16 protein-coding genes are annotated in these 15,564 nt (G+C 51.9%); 7 read left to right on the forward strand and 9 right to left on the reverse strand.

Annotated elements, in window-relative coordinates; translation table 11 throughout:
- The first annotated feature begins 208 nt into the window (after positions 1–208).
- Entirely contained in the window at positions 209–1,444 is a 1,236-nt protein-coding gene (locus QJQ48_RS24640; RefSeq protein ID WP_346293905.1) for a glycoside hydrolase family 10-like protein, read from the forward strand.
- Positions 1,445–1,553: 109 nt separating this feature from the next.
- On the opposite strand, the gene QJQ48_RS24645 is transcribed toward QJQ48_RS24640, so the two are convergent.
- The 6 genes from QJQ48_RS24645 to psbO all read right to left on the reverse strand — a co-directional run bounded on the left by QJQ48_RS24645 (position 1,554) and on the right by psbO (position 6,793).
- On the reverse strand, positions 1,554–2,246 hold the full coding sequence (locus QJQ48_RS24645) for a hypothetical protein (protein WP_346293906.1): 693 nt from the start codon (positions 2,244–2,246) through the stop codon (positions 1,554–1,556).
- 191 nt (positions 2,247–2,437) lie between these two features.
- On the reverse strand, positions 2,438–3,283 hold the full coding sequence (locus QJQ48_RS24650; protein ID WP_346293907.1) for a DNA-formamidopyrimidine glycosylase: 846 nt from the start codon (positions 3,281–3,283) through the stop codon (positions 2,438–2,440).
- A gap of 73 nt (positions 3,284–3,356) precedes the next feature.
- Positions 3,357–3,566, reverse strand: coding sequence for a photosystem I reaction center subunit IV (locus tag QJQ48_RS24655; protein WP_346293908.1), 210 nt, complete (start codon positions 3,564–3,566; stop codon positions 3,357–3,359).
- A 242-nt stretch (positions 3,567–3,808) separates the two neighbouring features.
- Positions 3,809–4,696: a hypothetical protein gene (locus tag QJQ48_RS24660; RefSeq protein ID WP_346293909.1), complete on the reverse strand. Its 888-nt coding sequence runs from the start codon at positions 4,694–4,696 to the stop codon at positions 3,809–3,811.
- Positions 4,697–4,819: 123 nt separating this feature from the next.
- Positions 4,820–5,611: an RNA polymerase sigma factor SigF gene (locus QJQ48_RS24665; RefSeq protein ID WP_346293910.1), complete on the reverse strand. Its 792-nt coding sequence runs from the start codon at positions 5,609–5,611 to the stop codon at positions 4,820–4,822.
- Between the two features lie 351 nt (positions 5,612–5,962).
- Entirely contained in the window at positions 5,963–6,793 is an 831-nt protein-coding gene (psbO, locus tag QJQ48_RS24670) for a photosystem II manganese-stabilizing polypeptide (protein ID WP_346293911.1), read from the reverse strand.
- Between the two features lie 462 nt (positions 6,794–7,255).
- On the opposite strand from psbO, the gene QJQ48_RS24675 reads away from it, so the two are divergent.
- Positions 7,256–7,588, forward strand: coding sequence for a hypothetical protein (locus QJQ48_RS24675; protein WP_346293912.1), 333 nt, complete (start codon positions 7,256–7,258; stop codon positions 7,586–7,588).
- A gap of 140 nt (positions 7,589–7,728) precedes the next feature.
- Positions 7,729–9,252 carry a family 10 glycosylhydrolase gene (locus tag QJQ48_RS24680; protein WP_346293913.1) on the forward strand — a complete coding sequence of 508 codons (1,524 nt, stop codon included), beginning with the start codon at positions 7,729–7,731 and terminating at the stop codon, positions 9,250–9,252.
- A 71-nt stretch (positions 9,253–9,323) separates the two neighbouring features.
- Here QJQ48_RS24680 and QJQ48_RS24685 read toward each other — a convergent pair whose 3' ends face one another.
- The gene (locus QJQ48_RS24685; protein ID WP_346293914.1) at positions 9,324–9,806 is read right to left on the reverse strand and encodes an orange carotenoid protein N-terminal domain-containing protein; all 483 of its coding nucleotides are present in this window, start codon (positions 9,804–9,806) and stop codon (positions 9,324–9,326) included.
- Positions 9,807–10,092: 286 nt separating this feature from the next.
- On the opposite strand from QJQ48_RS24685, the gene gshB reads away from it, so the two are divergent.
- Together gshB and QJQ48_RS24695 are read left to right on the forward strand one after the other, a co-directional pair.
- Positions 10,093–11,061: a glutathione synthase gene (gene gshB, locus QJQ48_RS24690; RefSeq protein ID WP_346293915.1), complete on the forward strand. Its 969-nt coding sequence runs from the start codon at positions 10,093–10,095 to the stop codon at positions 11,059–11,061.
- 63 nt (positions 11,062–11,124) lie between these two features.
- Entirely contained in the window at positions 11,125–12,213 is a 1,089-nt protein-coding gene (locus tag QJQ48_RS24695; RefSeq protein ID WP_346293916.1) for an ABC transporter substrate-binding protein, read from the forward strand.
- Between the two features lie 273 nt (positions 12,214–12,486).
- Here the strand turns inward: QJQ48_RS24695 and QJQ48_RS24700 are convergent, their stop codons facing one another.
- Together QJQ48_RS24700 and QJQ48_RS24705 are read right to left on the reverse strand one after the other, a co-directional pair.
- Complete coding sequence (locus QJQ48_RS24700; protein ID WP_346293917.1) at positions 12,487–13,452, reverse strand: Sll0314/Alr1548 family TPR repeat-containing protein; 966 nt, start codon at positions 13,450–13,452, stop codon at positions 12,487–12,489.
- Positions 13,453–13,704: 252 nt separating this feature from the next.
- Entirely contained in the window at positions 13,705–13,911 is a 207-nt protein-coding gene (locus QJQ48_RS24705; protein ID WP_346293918.1) for a hypothetical protein, read from the reverse strand.
- A gap of 201 nt (positions 13,912–14,112) precedes the next feature.
- Here QJQ48_RS24705 and gloB point away from each other — a divergent pair, with 201 nt between their 5' ends.
- A complete protein-coding gene (gene gloB, locus QJQ48_RS24710) occupies positions 14,113–14,886 on the forward strand; it encodes a hydroxyacylglutathione hydrolase (protein WP_346293919.1) in 774 nt (257 codons plus the stop codon).
- 62 nt (positions 14,887–14,948) lie between these two features.
- On the forward strand, positions 14,949–15,407 hold the full coding sequence (gene rplI, locus QJQ48_RS24715; RefSeq protein WP_346293920.1) for a 50S ribosomal protein L9: 459 nt from the start codon (positions 14,949–14,951) through the stop codon (positions 15,405–15,407).
- Positions 15,408–15,564 lie beyond the last annotated feature (157 nt).

Raw genomic sequence — 15,564 nt, forward strand, 5'->3', positions numbered from 1 at the left:
AGCTCTGCCAAGCCGTCCCAAAGCTGGGTAACAACGCCTCAAACTCTGACATCCTCAAGCCAGTTAAACTGCATAGGATTCGAGGTTTTGTCCGTAACTCGGCATAGGTCACTTTCATTGAATGTCTCGGGTCGATGCTCCTGACACTAATCATCCTATCGGTTCAATTTCCGATAAGGTCTAATGCCTAGAAGTGAGTTCATGGTGAATGGCAATGAGACTTCTACGGCGCAGGCTACTGCTAGCGGTTCTAGCCGCCTTGTTAACCCTTTGGGGACAGTGGGCAGTTCCCGAACGGGCGGCAGCCGCCTATCCCAACCAGGAAATTCGCGGGGTTTGGCTAACCAACGTAGACAGCAACGTGCTGTTTTCTCAGCCAGCCCTAGCGTCGGCTCTTGATCGGCTAGCAGCCGCCCATATCAATACGGTCTATCCGACGGTGTGGAGCTGGGGATACACCCTATTTCCCAGCGCTGTTGCCACTCAGGAAATTGGCTACAAGCAAGGACTCTATCCCGACTTAGAGGCGGTAGGCCGCAATGAAGCGTTGGAAGCAGCCCAGGGCGATCGCGATATGCTGCTAGAGCTAGTCGATATGGCCCACCAGCGAGATATCAGCGTAATTCCCTGGTTTGAGTTTAGCTTCATGGCGCCGGCCAACTCAGAACTGGCCGCCCGCCATCCCGACTGGCTCACCCAGCGTCAGGGGGCGCTACCTGCCGCTCGCTACTATCAAGAAGGCCGCCACAGCCGCGTCTGGCTCAATCCGTTTCATCCCCAAGCCCAGCAGTTTTTGCTGGAAATCATTGCTGAGCTGATGGCGAACTATCCGGTAGACGGACTCCAGCTTGATGATCATCTAGGACTGCCGGTGGAGTTTGGCTACGATCCCTACACCCAGCAGCTCTACCGGCAGGAACACGGAGGTCGCCTGCCGCCGCCCAACCCCTACGATGCCGAATGGATGCAGTGGCGGGCCAACAAAATCACCGATTTCATGGAACGGGTGTTCCACGTCGTCAAAGCCTATCGGCCCCAGTCAGTTGTTTCGGTTTCGCCCAATCCGGCCCGGTTTGCCTACAATCACTTTTTGCAAGACTGGCCCCGCTGGGAACGGGCTGGCTATATTGAGGAGCTAATCGTTCAGGTGTATCGGGACAACCTCAGCAGCTTCAGGGCCACCCTGCAAAATCCTCTAATGCAGCGGGCTAAACATCACATCCCCACCGCCATCGGTATCCTCACTGGACTCAAAGACGCTCCCGTCTCCAGTCAGCTCATTCAGCAGCAGGTAGCCGCCGTCCGCCAGGCCGACTATGCCGGTGTCTCCTTCTTCTTCTACGACACCCTCTGGCAGGCCGCCGGCGAACGCCCAGAAGAGCGTCAGGCCGCCATGCGATCGCTGTTCCCAGTTCCACTCACCCGGCCCCAAGTCGGCAGATAAAGCGCTAATCGCTAAAAAGCAAAAACGCTTCCCTATCTCCCCGTTCAACTTTGCTCACGGCCAGCCCTCTCCCCTCTCCCCTCTTCTCTCTCTTCTCCATCTCTGACGCCTAGCTCACCCACTGCCGCAGCCGCTGCTGCTCCCGGTTAAAAGCTCGTTCCTCAGCCGAGAGTACCTGCGACTCAACTGGCGATCGCATGTCCCACTGCACCTCAGACAGCAGCATCAGGCAGCCCGCCATCACGCCGCCAGTGATTAAAAACTGCCACTGGGGTACGGCTGAGAGCAGCGGCAGGCTAAGGAGATGAATCAAGGCCGTCAGCAGAAACGTGCGCGATCGCATCCCGATGCCCATCATTAGGTAGCCCGCTGCGGTAAGTCCTAGCCAAAGCGCGCAAAGGTGCATCAGCACCCAGCCGCAAGGAGCGAAAATGCCGTAATCCGTCACTAGCACACCGCCCAGCATCAGCCCGGCCCAACCGTAGATTAGCCAGCGCAGCCTTTCGACCTTGACCCAAAACCAGGCCAAGCGAGTCATGGCTACCGTACCCACTAGGGTCAGCATCGACCAGGCAATAGCCTGATCCGTCCAGCTGATCAGCGTAAATTGGGCCACTGCAAAAATAATGGCGGTAATCCAGCCCCAGACGATAAACACCTGATCGATGCGGGTGTAGAGATTAGAAAGCAGCGTGCGATCGCCCAGTTGCCAGTGAATACGTAAGAGACCACAGAGGTCTTGAATGTCTAAGTTGTGCTGTTTGCGGCGCAGAATCGGTTCAGCGAAATTAAAAAATGCCATCAAGATCTATCTATCTATAGATTTTATTTGTCTCCAATTTAAGAATAGTAACAAATTGTTAAGAGCGCTAGCGCCCTTACGGCGTCAGGCATTTTTCTTTCTTGAGAACTTTTTCTAAACCTAGAGCAATCGATCTTGACGTTGTGCAGCGTGCGCTGTAGCCGCGAGAATTTAAGCCACCAGAAATATGCTCAGCCCTGGCAGGTAGGGCAGTAGTGGGCGGAGCGGCCTGCGAGTTTGAGGCGCTCAATCGCAGTCCCGCAAACCCGGCAGGGCTGTCCTTTACGGTTATAAACCCAGGCTTCCCCGCCGTAGTTACCGTTGATTCCTTGCACGCTACGAAAGGCGCTGAACGTAGTGCCACCGACGCTGATGCTGGCTGCTAATACTTTTTGTAGGGCACTGTGTAGATGCTGAATCTGCTGGCTGTCTAGGCGATTACAGAGCGTTTCTGGATGAATCTGACTCAAGAACAAGGCTTCATCCGCATAAATGTTGCCAACCCCCGCAATGAGGGCCTGATCTAGGAGGGCGTTTTTAATCGGGCGCTGGCGTTTGCCTAAGACAGACTGGAGATACGCTACCGAAAATTCGTCGCTAAAAGGCTCAGGCCCTAATTTAGCCAGGCCCGGTATGACGAGTTCGAGCGCTTGGTCAGGGGGGACCCACCACATCCGGCCAAAGGTGCGCTGATCGACAAATCTCAGCTCATGGTCGCCCGCAAAAAACAGTCTGATCCGGCAGTGAGACTCCAGCGGCGTTTGTCTTGACAGCCAGAGTAGCTGCCCTGTCATGCGGAGATGAACGCCCAACCACCCACCTGGCTTAGCGTCAGCCTGCAGCTCTCCTAGCAGATATTTACCCCGGCGGTGCCACTGGACAACAGACTGGTTAAGTAACCCTGATAAAAACGTATCGAAATCAAAAGGGTAGGCAACTGTGCGAGCTAGGCACACTTCCCCACCCTTAATTGGCTGATTGAGCGTAACCTGATTGAGTCCTCGACGAACAGTTTCTACTTCAGGTAGCTCAGGCACTTTAGTTAACCACTTAGTCAGTTTGCTACTGGGTTAAACGGGTTATGGCAAAATCTAGCCCGTTTTAGGTAGCCTACTTTTTCTTGCTCTTAGGCGCTGAAACTTCTTCTAACTCATCTTCAGCGAAATTATTAGTATTAATTCCTGAGTAGTTCACCTTGTCGAAGCGGACTACAACCGGATAGCGGATACCGCTTGTATCAACCGAAGCCACATTGCCGAGTTCTTGGTACCAGTAAGACTCTTTGCGCAAGATCCGAACTTTAGAACCACGTTGAACCATCGAATTATTCCTCTTCTTGAAAACCCAATATTATTGATTAATAGCGAGTCAAAGACTTGTTCAACAGCGTACTATTTTGGTGGCTGCAATCGATAGCCCTAAACGTTTAAGTTTTGTTGCCGGAGTAGCAGCTTCGCTGCCGCAAATGACTCTCTCAACGCCCCCTGCTTACTCAATAAAAATTAAGGCAACTTTCTGATCGAATCGGTCAGAAAGTTGCCTAACAAAATTTTCAGCTAAGTCTAGAGCGGCAGCGTAGAAGGGGCTGGCAGAGATGCCTGCTCGCTCGAATCACCACCAGTCGAATTGCCCACCGTCACGGCTACTTCGATCCCATTTTCCTCTAGGATGACGCGCGGTTCAATCCCTTCGCGCACCTCAATCCGCTTAACTAAGACACGACCGTTTGAGAGGCGCTGACCAGCACTAACATAGCGGCTAGTGGCTTCTCCAGGAGCTTTCACAATGGCGTGAGCCTTATTGCCGATCTGCACAACGCCGGTAATTTGAACCTCGGTGGCTAACTCCGGCGTAGGCAGTTCTGGCAGGGGTTCAATCGGTGAAGGCTTTGGCGTAGGCTGCTGAGAACCAGCAGCAGCGGTTGAAGTACCACCGCCAGCAGTGCCGCGTCCCGCATTGTTGTTACTAGAAACGTTGGTTCCAGATCCACCTGCGCCTTGACGAGAACCAGATGGGCCACTGGGTCGCTGGGCCGTAGGTGGCAGGCCACCTGGAGACGGTGGACGAGTTCGCCCTCCTGTGTTGTTAGGAGCGCTAGTAGGCGTCTGCTGGGGTGGTGGAATTACCTGGGGAGGGGGGGGGATTGGAACGGTGGCAAAGGGATCATTACGATTTTTGAGAATCTGATTTGCCCGTTCTTCTGGATCCGTGGACTGAATCAGTTCGGCGCTGGCGATCGCCGCTGCACTAGGACCAGCGGGTACAATAGGTTCAGCAAATTCTTCGTTTTCTGCCGAGTCCTCTGCCGTTTGAATCGGCACCCCATCCAAGGAGGTTAGTTCCTCCTCGGCAGGTTCCGGATTGCGACCCAGTAAGTTATTGACGAAGCCGCAGCCTGAAATAGACAGCAACCCGATTCCAACTAATGCTCCACTGAGAAGGCGACGCATCGCTAAATTCCTCCCCATATCTAACCCGTAGTAATATTTATTAGGGGCAATACCCCTCAACCCCTCAAAGATAACCTATCTTGGCTCAATCGCGACAAGTTTGTTGCGCAATTTGGCTATGGGCTATTCGTCTTCGTCTATTTCATTGCCTGTCATCAGCTGACGCAGCGATTTAAGACCTTTCTTAACCCGCCGCGAAACCGTCACGGCGCTGATGCCAAGCTGTTCAGCCGTTTCTTTTTGGGTTAAATCCTTCAGAAAGACAAATTCTAAAACTTCGCGTGTCCGTTCTTCTAGTTTGGTCAATGCCTGCTGCAGGCGAATGCGATCTTCTTGAGCCAGTTGAAAGCTGCGGTATTTAGGATCAGGCAGCAGCTCGCCTAGGGAAGAAGAACCCGCGTTGTCGTCATGGAGCGGAGCATCCAGGCTGATTAAAGCTCGGTTACGGCTAGCCAGCTTCACCTGCTGCCATTCTTCGATAGAAATTTCTAAAGCGGCTGCGACCTCGGCATCAGTCGGAAAGCGTTTGAGGGTGGCTTGTAAATGCCGAATGACTTTAGCCGACTGGTGCTGCAGCGTTTGTAAACGCCGAGGAATGCGCATTGAACAGCCGCGATCGCGCAGGTAGTGCTGGATCTCACCGCGAATATAGGGAATTGCAAATGAGCTAAACGCATAGCCTTTGATAATATCGAACCGCTCAATGGCCCGAATTAAGCCTAAACTGCCCACCTGCATCAAATCTTCAAAAGACTCGTTTGAGTGCCTTAACCAGTGGTGAGCTTCGCGGCGAACCAAGCCAATATTAAGATTGACCAACTGGTTGCGCAGATGAGGCGATGGCGATCGCTGGTAAGCCTGCAACAACTCAAGGGTTTCTCCCTTTAGATTCTGCGTGTTTTGAGTGATAGGCATAACGATTTCAGGAAGGGGTTGAGATGACACCCAGATTCAGATTGAGCTAGCTCGCTAGAAGTGGGCAACAGAATCAGCAACTTTAAACGCCTCTCTAGTACCTGAGCAACCAAGCTTGCGGCCAGGGCAGTCCTAGAAAAGCACAGATAAAAGCTAATTTGTCAGACCTATTTAGCCTACGATTCTAACCTAGCGGCAGCAACAGCGTTATTGCGGATCTAGCAATACCTCTCCAAGATATTATCTCTTACTTCTCTAGCCGCGTAGCTTATGCAAAAGCGGGAAAAGTCGCTAAACTTCCCCCGCTTTCATAGAGTTAATTGGCTTTGAGTTGGCTATCAGCGCTATTGCTTAAGCTTCAGCTGGCTCAACCCGACCATAAAAGACGCCCTGAACTTTCACTTCATCAGGAGCCGCTGTTCCCATGTCGGTATCGGAAGGCTGAACCGCCTCGAACGTCCCGGCAATCTCGCCCGTATAGCTATCTACCTTAGCGACTTGGAGCGAGATTTCCCCTTCGCCGATGTCAAAAGCTTTCGTATTTTCTCGGATTAGCTCTTCGCTATCGCCACGAGCCGGTAATGCAACTGCTGTATCATAGCCGGTTGCCAAACCTCGGCCTTTGGGATCGAGGAAGTTGGAAGTCCGATAAGAAGGGACCCGATAGCTACCCTCAAAGTCGGTCGAGGTATTGATGGTGTTCAATCCAGGTTGGGAATGAGCGACTAGGCCCTTGAGCGTAAACAGGAAAGGAATTTGTTCACCCCCCGGTAGCTGTACCGTAATGGCCTGGAAATCAATTCCGCCTTTCTCGTAAAAGGTAAAGCTGCCGTCGGCTTCAGGGGTGAGATCGCCGTAAACTTGGTCTAGGCTTGAAGTGTAACGGGTAAGTGGTTTGCCCGGAACAAACTCGGCTTCTTGACGCTTGCTCGTAGGCTCTTCTTTAACAAAGTAAGAAGTGGGTTCGAGACACAAGCCAGCCATGCGATAAGTACCCGACTCCAAATCAATAGAGCCACGAGTTGTCTCTTTCAACTGGGGACACTTGTTAGCCAACCCAGTGTTTCTAATTTCGTCATAGGTTAGCGGCACATCGCTAGTCGCTGTAGGAGCCTCGCTGCAAGCAGTTATGACACTTAGACACAGTGCCAGAAATGCAACAATAAGGGCGCGATACCTCATAATCAACCTCGGTTATATAAAGTCTTTGTCAGTAGACAACTTTTAATAGATTTGGCTTCAGTTGCTCAGCAGTGTAACTATAAAACAGCTTGTCGATTACTTCAGCATTAGCTGCTAGGCGATTTCGCTTTGACATTAAGCCCGTTTTGGGTAGAGCGCAGCATCAAACCTGCTCAGTTTGACGGCATCTCTCAGAATTACTGCAAGCTAGACCAAGCCTCAATAAAGCATTCTACATGGCCTTGCTGCGTTTTATTCCTCAATCTTGAAGTCAACCAAAATGAAATTGATTTACATTTTGACAACTTTCTAGACTTCCTCCAACATTTTTGATAAAGCAGTTTCTAGGCATTTCGGACGACTACACCTATACTGACTTACTGATTGCAAAAAAGAAAAAGTGAGGCGGATTGGAGCCGTACCGGGTAAAGTAGTCTAACAAAATGCACTAGTGCCATCATAATGAGTGATCGCAGGTTAATTCAGTCGGAGATCCTTGCTGAAGATTTACAAACGCTAGCTCAGCAGATTCAGCAGGCAGCCGAACAGCGTCAGGAAGACTGCATTGCTTTACTGTCACTTTTGCGACTGTTAGAAAGACTGCACCAAGACATTCGCGATTCCCTATTCAGTGAAGCGCTACCGAATAATCGCCAAAAACTTTACAACTTGTTACGAGATATCGAAGGCTCCGGAGGGTGGCCCTATATTCAGCGGATGAAGTTAAAGGCGCTATGCCAGCGGCTGGAATCTTTTGAAGCTTCACAGCCTATCGATCAGCCTTCATTAGATTGAGGGCACTGTAAACAACAGGGGAGCAGCTAGATTATTTTTTTGAGACAAGCCTTGTCGCTTGAAGCCTCAGCAAAGTAGAAATAGCTTGAGTAGTTTCAGGCAGCAGTGTTCGTCGGAACGCATCAGAGATTGAGGAAATAATGACTGGTTTTCGAAGAAGACAGCTTCAAGTGGTCAGCAGCTTATCTGCGGCGCTTTTAGGCGGGTTATTAAGTATTGTCGTCAACAGTTTGCCAGCCAAGGCTCAACTCAATAGCTATTGCCACCTAAGTCAGGCAGAAGTAACGCGCAAGGAAAATTTGCGCCAGGCTTTGGTTGAGGGAGACGAAGCAGCCCGGCAGCAGTACGAATCACTGGTGCAGCAACATGCTAACCAGATGCGGAACTGCCGTAATCGAACCTGGCCTCAGCAGCAGGCGACCTGGATTCGGCTATATCCCTGTGATTTACAGCCGGGTGTACTGGAAGCTGTGCTCGATCGCATCGTTAATTTAGGCTACAACCACGTCTATTTAGAGGTGTTTTATGGCGGGCAGGTCATGTTGCCTGCGGCAGACAATCCAACCGTATGGCCCTCACTGGTGCAGACGCCGGGATACGAACAACGAGATCTACTCGCAGAAGCGATCGAGAAGGGACATCAGCGCGGGCTAGAAGTGTCTGCTTGGATGTTTACCCTCAACTTTGGCTACTCTTATGCTCAGCGCCCCGACCGGCAGCAGGTAATTGCTCGCAATGGGTTGGGAGAAGATGCCCGTTCCTTCGCGGCTCGCGGGGCTTCCAGCAACCCAGAGGAAGTGTTTGTTGACCCCTATAGTCCTCTGGCTCAGCAGGATTTTCGTCGGCTGACGCAGGCCATCGTGCAGCGAGATCCAGACGGTATGCTGTTTGACTATATTCGCTATCCTCGTGGCACAGGCACAGACTCAGTTGCAGATGATGTAAATGACCTGTGGATTTTCAGCAACTCGGCTCAGCAGGCGCTTTATCGGCGGGCACTCAACAGCAAGGGGCTGGAGCTAATTCGGCGCTATCTCCGCCGAGGCTACCTAACAGATGCCGATATTGAAGACATTAATCGTCTATATCCAGACGAGGGTGAGCCGATGTGGCAAAGCCGGGTTCCCCCTCGAACAGCCGGAACTCCTATACCGGCAGCGACACAGCGCCCTCGCCTGCAGCAAGAGCTTTGGCTGCTGAGCGTAGCCCATGCTGTGCAAGGTGTAGTAGATTTTCTAGAGCAGGTGGCCCAGCCCGTGCAGCGAGAAGGCATTCCAGTAGGGGCTGTCTTCTTTCCGGGGGGCAACCGAACCGTTGGCGGTCAGGGTTACGATTCGCGGCTGCAGCATTGGAACCGCTTTCCGACCTGGATGGGCTGGCATCCGATGGCCTACGGCGTCTGCGGCAATACTAGCTGTATTGTGGATGAAATTAAAGAAGTCGTGGCTCAGGCAGGCCCAGGCGCAGAGAATCTGGTGAAGCCGACAATCGCGGGTTCGTGGGGACAGTCATTTGGCAATCGCCCAGCCTTAGAAGAGCAGATGCAGGCAATTCAAAGAGCGGTGCCGCGTGTCAACTCGGTCAGCCACTTTGCTTTTTCGTGGCAAGATCCTGAATTTGATCGAGTGCGGAAGTTTTGTCGCCTGCCGGACTCACCTACGTAAATAGGAGTCAAATATCAAAGGCGATCGCTTTGACGCGATCGCCTTTAAATTGCCTTAGTGTTGGCTAAAAGTTATACGGCAGCGCCGCTCTTAGGTTCCGCGCCAGTGGGTGCTACACCCTCCCGCAGGAACGTAATTTGCTGCTCAAAACTGAAGGTAACTAGCTGTAGCAGTACCTTGTTGGCGGCTTCAGGCTTAGCGTAGTTTTCAGGCATAGGGACGATGGTGCCGTTTGACATGCCTTGAGCTAGGCGATACCAGAAAGCGAGCTTAGTGTCTCGGCTCAAAGCACCGTACTCACGGCTGAGCTGAGTATCTTGAGGATTAAGCATCGCCCGCATGGCCTCAAGCTGTTCGTCAAAGCTCAGCGCCTTGACCTGAGCAAACAGACCTTCGGCAATGCCCTCAGAAGCAGCGCCAGGGGCTGCTGGGGTGACGGCCTCACCCATCTCTTCGTACACGTACCACAGCAGAGCAAGCTGCTCGTCAGGCGTCAGCCGCTTGTACTGATCTAGCGCCTGTTGGATTTGCGGATCGATTCCTGCCATTACCATATGATTTTCTCCATTTCTAGCTATAGTTCTTGGCCCTGCTGCAAAAAATCGGCACTTGCGGCAGGCCCAGGGCGATCGCTTTTACGCTTGGTTTAGCGATCGCCAACTTAACAAAAATTAATTTGCATCTGTTATAAAAGTTAACGAGATATCTGCTTCAGCTTAATCCTGCTTTAGGTAGACATCCCTGCACAAATTGCTGCCTTTACTCGTCAGCATTAGTCAGAGTCTCCCATTCCAGGATTGAACGTGATAAAGATCTAGCTAGCGTAGTAGGAATTTTCTTGTGAAATTTGCGTTCATCATTGATTCCGTTGAGGGTCTAGATCCCTGTCATGACAGCAGCATTGCCCTAATGGAAGCAGCTCAGCAGCTCGGCCATGAGGTTTGGATCACTCAGGCCAGTCACCTTAGCGTGGCTGACGGCAAAGCTTGGGCCTTCTTACAGCCTATTGAGCTGGTATCTGTCGAACTCCAGGATGGACGCTGGGTAGCTGCAGAGGTTTGGTTTACTTTGGGCAAATCGGTATTATTGCAGCTAGAGGAAATGGATGCAGTGTTCATGCGCACCGATCCGCCGGTCACGATTCCCTATCTCTATGCCACCTACATCTTGGACTATGTGGATCCTGCTAAGACTCTAGTGGTCAATTCACCGCAAGGGCTGAGAGCGGCTAATGAAAAGATGTATGCCCTGCAGTTCACTGACGCTATTCCTGACACCATCGTCAGCCAGGATAAGCCTGTCATTCGAGCCGCCGTTGAGCGCTGGGGCGGAGCAGGCGTGCTGAAGCCGCTAGGCGGCAAGGCGGGGGAAGGCATTTTGTTTCTGGAAGCGGGCGATCGCAATTTTAACTCGATGATTGAGATCAGCACCCAGCAGGGACGCAGCCCGGTTATGGTGCAGACTTATCTGCCAGCGGCGAAAGAGGGCGATAAGCGCATTATTTTGCTCAATGGAGAACCGCTAGGCGCAGTGAACCGAATTCCGACGGGAAGCGAGTTTCGGGGCAATATGGCGGTTGGCGGACGCATTGCCCAGGCATCGATTAGCGATCGCGAACGAGAAATCTGTAGCTTACTTGCCCCTACGCTACAGCGGGACGGGTTAATCTTTGTGGGAATTGACGTGATAGGTGGCTACTTAACTGAGGTCAACGTGACCAGTCCGACCGGAATTAGAGAAATTGATCGCCTTGATAATGTCCGTTTAGGTCAGCAAGTCATTAAGTGGGTTGAGCATGTCCGCAAATAGGCTAGCCCGTAGGACTAACTATCGACTCAAACAGCACATGTGGATATTAAAAGTAGGAATCATATGAACTGGCATAATCACTCTACTTATTTACAGGCCGTTACTCGCCGTCGCTTTATTCGCTATGGTTCTCTAGCAGTGGGGGCCAGCCTGCTAGCTGCTTGTACAAACGGCAGCCAGACAGAGGCCGATGAAACCAGCGCGCCTGGGTCTACTGAAGCGAATACCGAACTGACACCCGTTGCGTTTGGCACGAACTGGTATGCTCAGGCGGAACACGGCGGCTTCTATCAGGCTGTGGCAACAGGCATTTATGAAGATTATGGCCTAGACGTCACCATCAAAATGGGCGGCCCTCAGGTAAACGGCACTCAGCTCCTAATGGGCGGCGCTGTTGACTTCTTCATGGGTTTTGGGGCAGACGCCATCACTGCCGTGCAGGAAGGCATTCCCAAAGTGACGGTTGCCGCCATCTTCCAGAAAGATCCACAAGTCCTGCTAGCTCATCCGGATCAGGGAGTTGAAACGCTAGAAGATCTCAAGGGGCGGCCTATCTTCATTTCGGCTTCTGCAAACACCACCTACTGGCCTCTATTAGTGGCTAAGTATGATTTCACCGAGGATATGAAGCGTCCCTACAACTTCAATCCTGGCCCGTTCTTAGCTGATGAAAGCTCAGCCCAGCAGGGCTATCTCAGCTCAGAGCCGCTAGCTATCCAAAAAGAGGGCGGATTTGAACCTGTGGTCTTCCTGCTGGCAGACTATGGCTACGATCCTTACTCCACCACAATTGAAACCCGTCAGGAACTGGTGGAGGACAATCCTGATTTAGTCCGGCGCTTTGTGGAAGCCTCTATCAAAGGCTGGTACAGCTATTTTGAAGACCCGGCCCCTGGCAACGAGCTAATCAAGCAGGCCAATCCTGAAATGACCGATGAGCAGATTGCCTATGGCATTGAGAAGATGCAGGAATACGGCATTTTGATCTCAGGAGAAGCAGAAACTGACGGTATTGGCGCGATGACCGACGAACGCTGGAAGTCCTACTTTGACACAATGGTAGAAGCTGGCATTGCGGAGGCTGACACTGACTATACTCAAGCGTACACGCTGGAGTTTGTGAATCAGGGAGCAGACTATTACCAGGAGTAATTAGGCTATGATTCTCGGTGCGCTTGAACGAATATGGCTGAGTAGTACGGTTAGCTTTGTGTATAGCAAAGGTGGCGCAGCTCAGGACATGTTACCTGGACGCCATCTGGCCTAGGCTTAAAATCCTGAGCTACGCTGCAGATATCAGTATTACGGCCTGAGAAGCTAAAGGCGGTTAACGCCCCGTAGTACACATTAGCTGTGAACTGCGGGGTTCTCGCCTTGGACGGCTAGAGCGATTAGTGCCCTACCATCTGCGGATCGTTGCAGCCGCTATTCAAAGCTGCCTGCTTCAAACTGGGCAAAGCATTCAGAGTTAGGGAGAATATCAGCCACCTTGCAGTGTTCGTACTGTAGTTGCAGAGCGATCTGCGTCGGTAGCTGTTCCTGATAGGTCAAAGCGGTTTCGTAGCTAGCTAGGCTGTCTTCTCGCTGACCAAGCCGCGCATAAATTTGCCCCTGCAATCCCAGTAGTTCCGGATTGTTGGCAGCTGCATCTAAGGCTTTGTTGATGGCTGTTAGGGCCTTATCGTACTGCTCTAAGTCGCGATAGGCCAAAGCCAAGCCCCGCTGCGTTAAATAGGGCGGATTGCCATAGCTTTCTAATCGCTCGATCGCCTGTTGAGGATTGGCGAAAGGCAGATTCACTGCTAGCAGCAAGTCCATATAGCCCTTGACGACGTTCAGTTCCGGGTCGGTGCGCGAAATTCGTTCTGCCTGATCTAGATGATTGAAAACCTGTTGCAGCATTGATAGGACTGTCGGCATACTGCGGACAGCCCCCTGGGTTTTCAGCAAATGTGCCCCTTCTAGAAAGGTGCCCACGGCAGAGTAGAGGTGGCCCCGTAGCGGATCGGCGGCGATTAAGGTGCTAGCGGTCGCCTGTGTTTGCTCTGCTCTCGCCTCTAATTCGTCGAGATCCCCTTCTAGGTAAGCCAAAGATGCCAGCATGGCTTGTACCATCGGTTCACCTGCTTCGGCTTCTGCAGCCACCAGCAAATGCTGCTGGGCTTCTACATAGTCTCCCTGTCGGAAAAACGCATAAAAGGCGGCTTCGGTATGGTCGCCAATATCGTGGGGATTTTCGGAACGAAAAGGATCGGCGGCAGAGGCGGAGCTACCCGGTAGACCTAACAGAGCAGCAGTTGTCAGGGCCGCGATCGCAATACCTGTGCGCTTGAAAACGGAGTAAAAAGGCTTGAAGCGAGGCTGTGAGCGAATTATGGATTTCATTGCCATGATGCGAAAAGAGTATCGTCTCGACACTGCAGCGTTAGCCGCAACTAGCTGGGTGAGAGAGCCGCGAGCAAAACCAATAGACCGTAGTTTTAGTCACAGCTTTGATGACGCGGTTTTGATAAGCGAGTTCCTTACAGCTTATGCGGCCTGCTTCTATTTTGCCTCAGTTCATCTGGGCAAAACCTAGAGAGGAGATTAATCCCTCACAGTCTGCTGGTGGCGGCGATCGCTTTGCGCTCCGGCAGCCGTTTGCTAATCGACTAAAGTCACCTGCCCGGCCCGAACCGCGTCTAGAACCTGATTGATGTGGCTGCGCTGCAGCGAGGTTATGGAGCTAATTGCCAGAATCATTGAGGTGAGCTGCATGTAGTCTTTGCGGCTGATTCGCTGAGACTCAATTACCTTTTGAACGAGCTTGGCGATCGTCACAGAATGCTTGTTCGGATATTCTCGAACCATATTCTTCATCTGCATAATTTATCAAGATGCCTAACCGTAAATTCGAGACGGCAAAAACACCTAATCTCAGTATACTGTGGCTCTCAGTGTGCCCTAAAGAACTCTATGACATATCCGTAATTTCTCGGATCTTGATCGCACTGGTTGAAAAGCGGTCAAGCCTTTTATGCTGGAGAAAGTGGAGCCTTAAACTTTTGAGCTATGCAGATTTATCGCCTTGATGCCTTATCAGATAACTATATATTTCTTCTCTATGCTCCACAGTTAGGACAAGCTGCGGTAGTTGATCCGGCTGAAGCCGCGCCTGTTTTTAATCAGCTAGCTGAGCTAAACGCTACGCTGACTACTATTTTTAATACGCATCATCACAGCGATCACGTCGGTGGCAACCGGCAGCTATTAGCTGAGTATTCTGACGCTACGGTGTACGGCGGTGCAGCAGATCGCGGGCGTATTCCGGGACAGCAATTCTTTTTAGAAGAAGGCGATCGCGTTGAGTTTGCCGGTCGTGAAGCGGAAGTTTTCTTTGTGCCCGGACACACACGCGGCCACATTGCCTACTACTTCCCGCCGGCTGCTGGGGAGGAATGGGGTGAGCTATTTTGCGGTGATACCCTCTTTGCCGGTGGCTGCGGGCGGCTGTTTGAAGGGACTCCGGCCCAGATGGTAGAGTCACTGGGCAAGCTGCGATCGCTGCCGGATACTACTCGCGTTTGGTGTGCCCACGAATATACGCTGAAAAATCTCCAGTTTGCTCTGACCGTAGATGGGCAAAATCAAGACCTGCAGCAGCGCTTTCAGCAGGTGAAGGCAGCAAGGCGGCAGCAGCAGTCGACTATCCCCTCAAATCTTAAACTTGAGAAGCAAACTAATCCTTTCTTGCGCTGGGATCAGCCCGCTTTGCAGCAGGCAGTGGGTATAGAAGATCCAGTGCGTACCTTTGCTCGCCTGCGGGGCAAAAAAGACCAGTTTTAACTTTTGCTAAAACCTGGCTGGGTTGATAAAATCAGAGACTGGGTTTTAAAAAGTGGAAAATTATGGCGAAACGGGTACAGGTCGTCCTGAATGAGGACGTAAGAAAGCTGGGCGGCGAAGGCGATTTAGTGGAAGTGGCCCCTGGCTACGCGCGTAACTACTTAATTCCTCGCGGATTGGCCGTCCGTACGACGCCTGGCGTGCTGAAACAGGTAGAGCGGCGGCGGGAACAAGAGCGGCAGCGGCAGCTCGAAATCAAGCAGGAAGCCGAGTCGATCAAGACAGCGCTGGCAACTATCGGCCTATTTACCGTGAAAAAGCAGGCTGGTGAAGGCGAGGCTATTTTCGGCACCGTGACGGCGGCTGAAGTGGCAGAAGAGATTCAAAAGATGACCAACAAAGAGGTCGATCGCCGCAACATCACGCTGCCCGATATCAATAAGCTGGGTGAGTACCGAGTTGAAGTAAAGCTGCATCCTGAAGTCACCGCGACGCTCAACCTGCGGGTCGCGCCCCAGTAGGAGACTGGCACTGCCAAACCGCTACGAAGAAATCTCAGCGGCAAAGCAATATTTGAGGTGTTAGTTTGCAATGCACCCAGAGGGATGACAGCTCAGCTATTCAAAAATGTTGAGAATAACCCTCAATGGGGTTCATCTGTTCGCTATGGTGAAGGGC

This window comes from Sphaerothrix gracilis Ecp01 (assembly GCF_030405905.1).
In the GTDB taxonomy this organism is placed as follows: domain Bacteria; phylum Cyanobacteriota; class Cyanobacteriia; order Phormidesmidales; family Phormidesmidaceae; genus Sphaerothrix; species Sphaerothrix gracilis.

Excerpts from the sequence above, each read along its gene's own strand:
- QJQ48_RS24680 (WP_346293913.1), top strand. The coding sequence starts at position 7,729 with ATGACTGGTTTTCGAAGAAGACAGCTTCAAGTGGTCAGCAGCTTATCT.
- QJQ48_RS24675 (WP_346293912.1), top strand. The coding sequence starts at position 7,256 with ATGAGTGATCGCAGGTTAATTCAGTCGGAGATCCTTGCTGAAGATTTA.
- QJQ48_RS24705 (WP_346293918.1), bottom strand. The coding sequence starts at position 13,911 with ATGGTTCGAGAATATCCGAACAAGCATTCTGTGACGATCGCCAAGCTC.
- QJQ48_RS24660 (WP_346293909.1), bottom strand. The coding sequence starts at position 4,696 with ATGCGTCGCCTTCTCAGTGGAGCATTAGTTGGAATCGGGTTGCTGTCT.
- psbO (WP_346293911.1), bottom strand. The coding sequence starts at position 6,793 with ATGAGGTATCGCGCCCTTATTGTTGCATTTCTGGCACTGTGTCTAAGT.
- QJQ48_RS24645 (WP_346293906.1), bottom strand. The coding sequence starts at position 2,246 with ATGGCATTTTTTAATTTCGCTGAACCGATTCTGCGCCGCAAACAGCAC.
- QJQ48_RS24700 (WP_346293917.1), bottom strand. The coding sequence starts at position 13,452 with ATGGCAATGAAATCCATAATTCGCTCACAGCCTCGCTTCAAGCCTTTT.
- QJQ48_RS24695 (WP_346293916.1), top strand. The coding sequence starts at position 11,125 with ATGAACTGGCATAATCACTCTACTTATTTACAGGCCGTTACTCGCCGT.
- QJQ48_RS24685 (WP_346293914.1), bottom strand. The coding sequence starts at position 9,806 with ATGGTAATGGCAGGAATCGATCCGCAAATCCAACAGGCGCTAGATCAG.
- gloB (WP_346293919.1), top strand. The coding sequence starts at position 14,113 with ATGCAGATTTATCGCCTTGATGCCTTATCAGATAACTATATATTTCTT.
- QJQ48_RS24665 (WP_346293910.1), bottom strand. The coding sequence starts at position 5,611 with ATGCCTATCACTCAAAACACGCAGAATCTAAAGGGAGAAACCCTTGAG.
- rplI (WP_346293920.1), top strand. The coding sequence starts at position 14,949 with ATGGCGAAACGGGTACAGGTCGTCCTGAATGAGGACGTAAGAAAGCTG.
- QJQ48_RS24640 (WP_346293905.1), top strand. The coding sequence starts at position 209 with ATGGCAATGAGACTTCTACGGCGCAGGCTACTGCTAGCGGTTCTAGCC.
- QJQ48_RS24655 (WP_346293908.1), bottom strand. The coding sequence starts at position 3,566 with ATGGTTCAACGTGGTTCTAAAGTTCGGATCTTGCGCAAAGAGTCTTAC.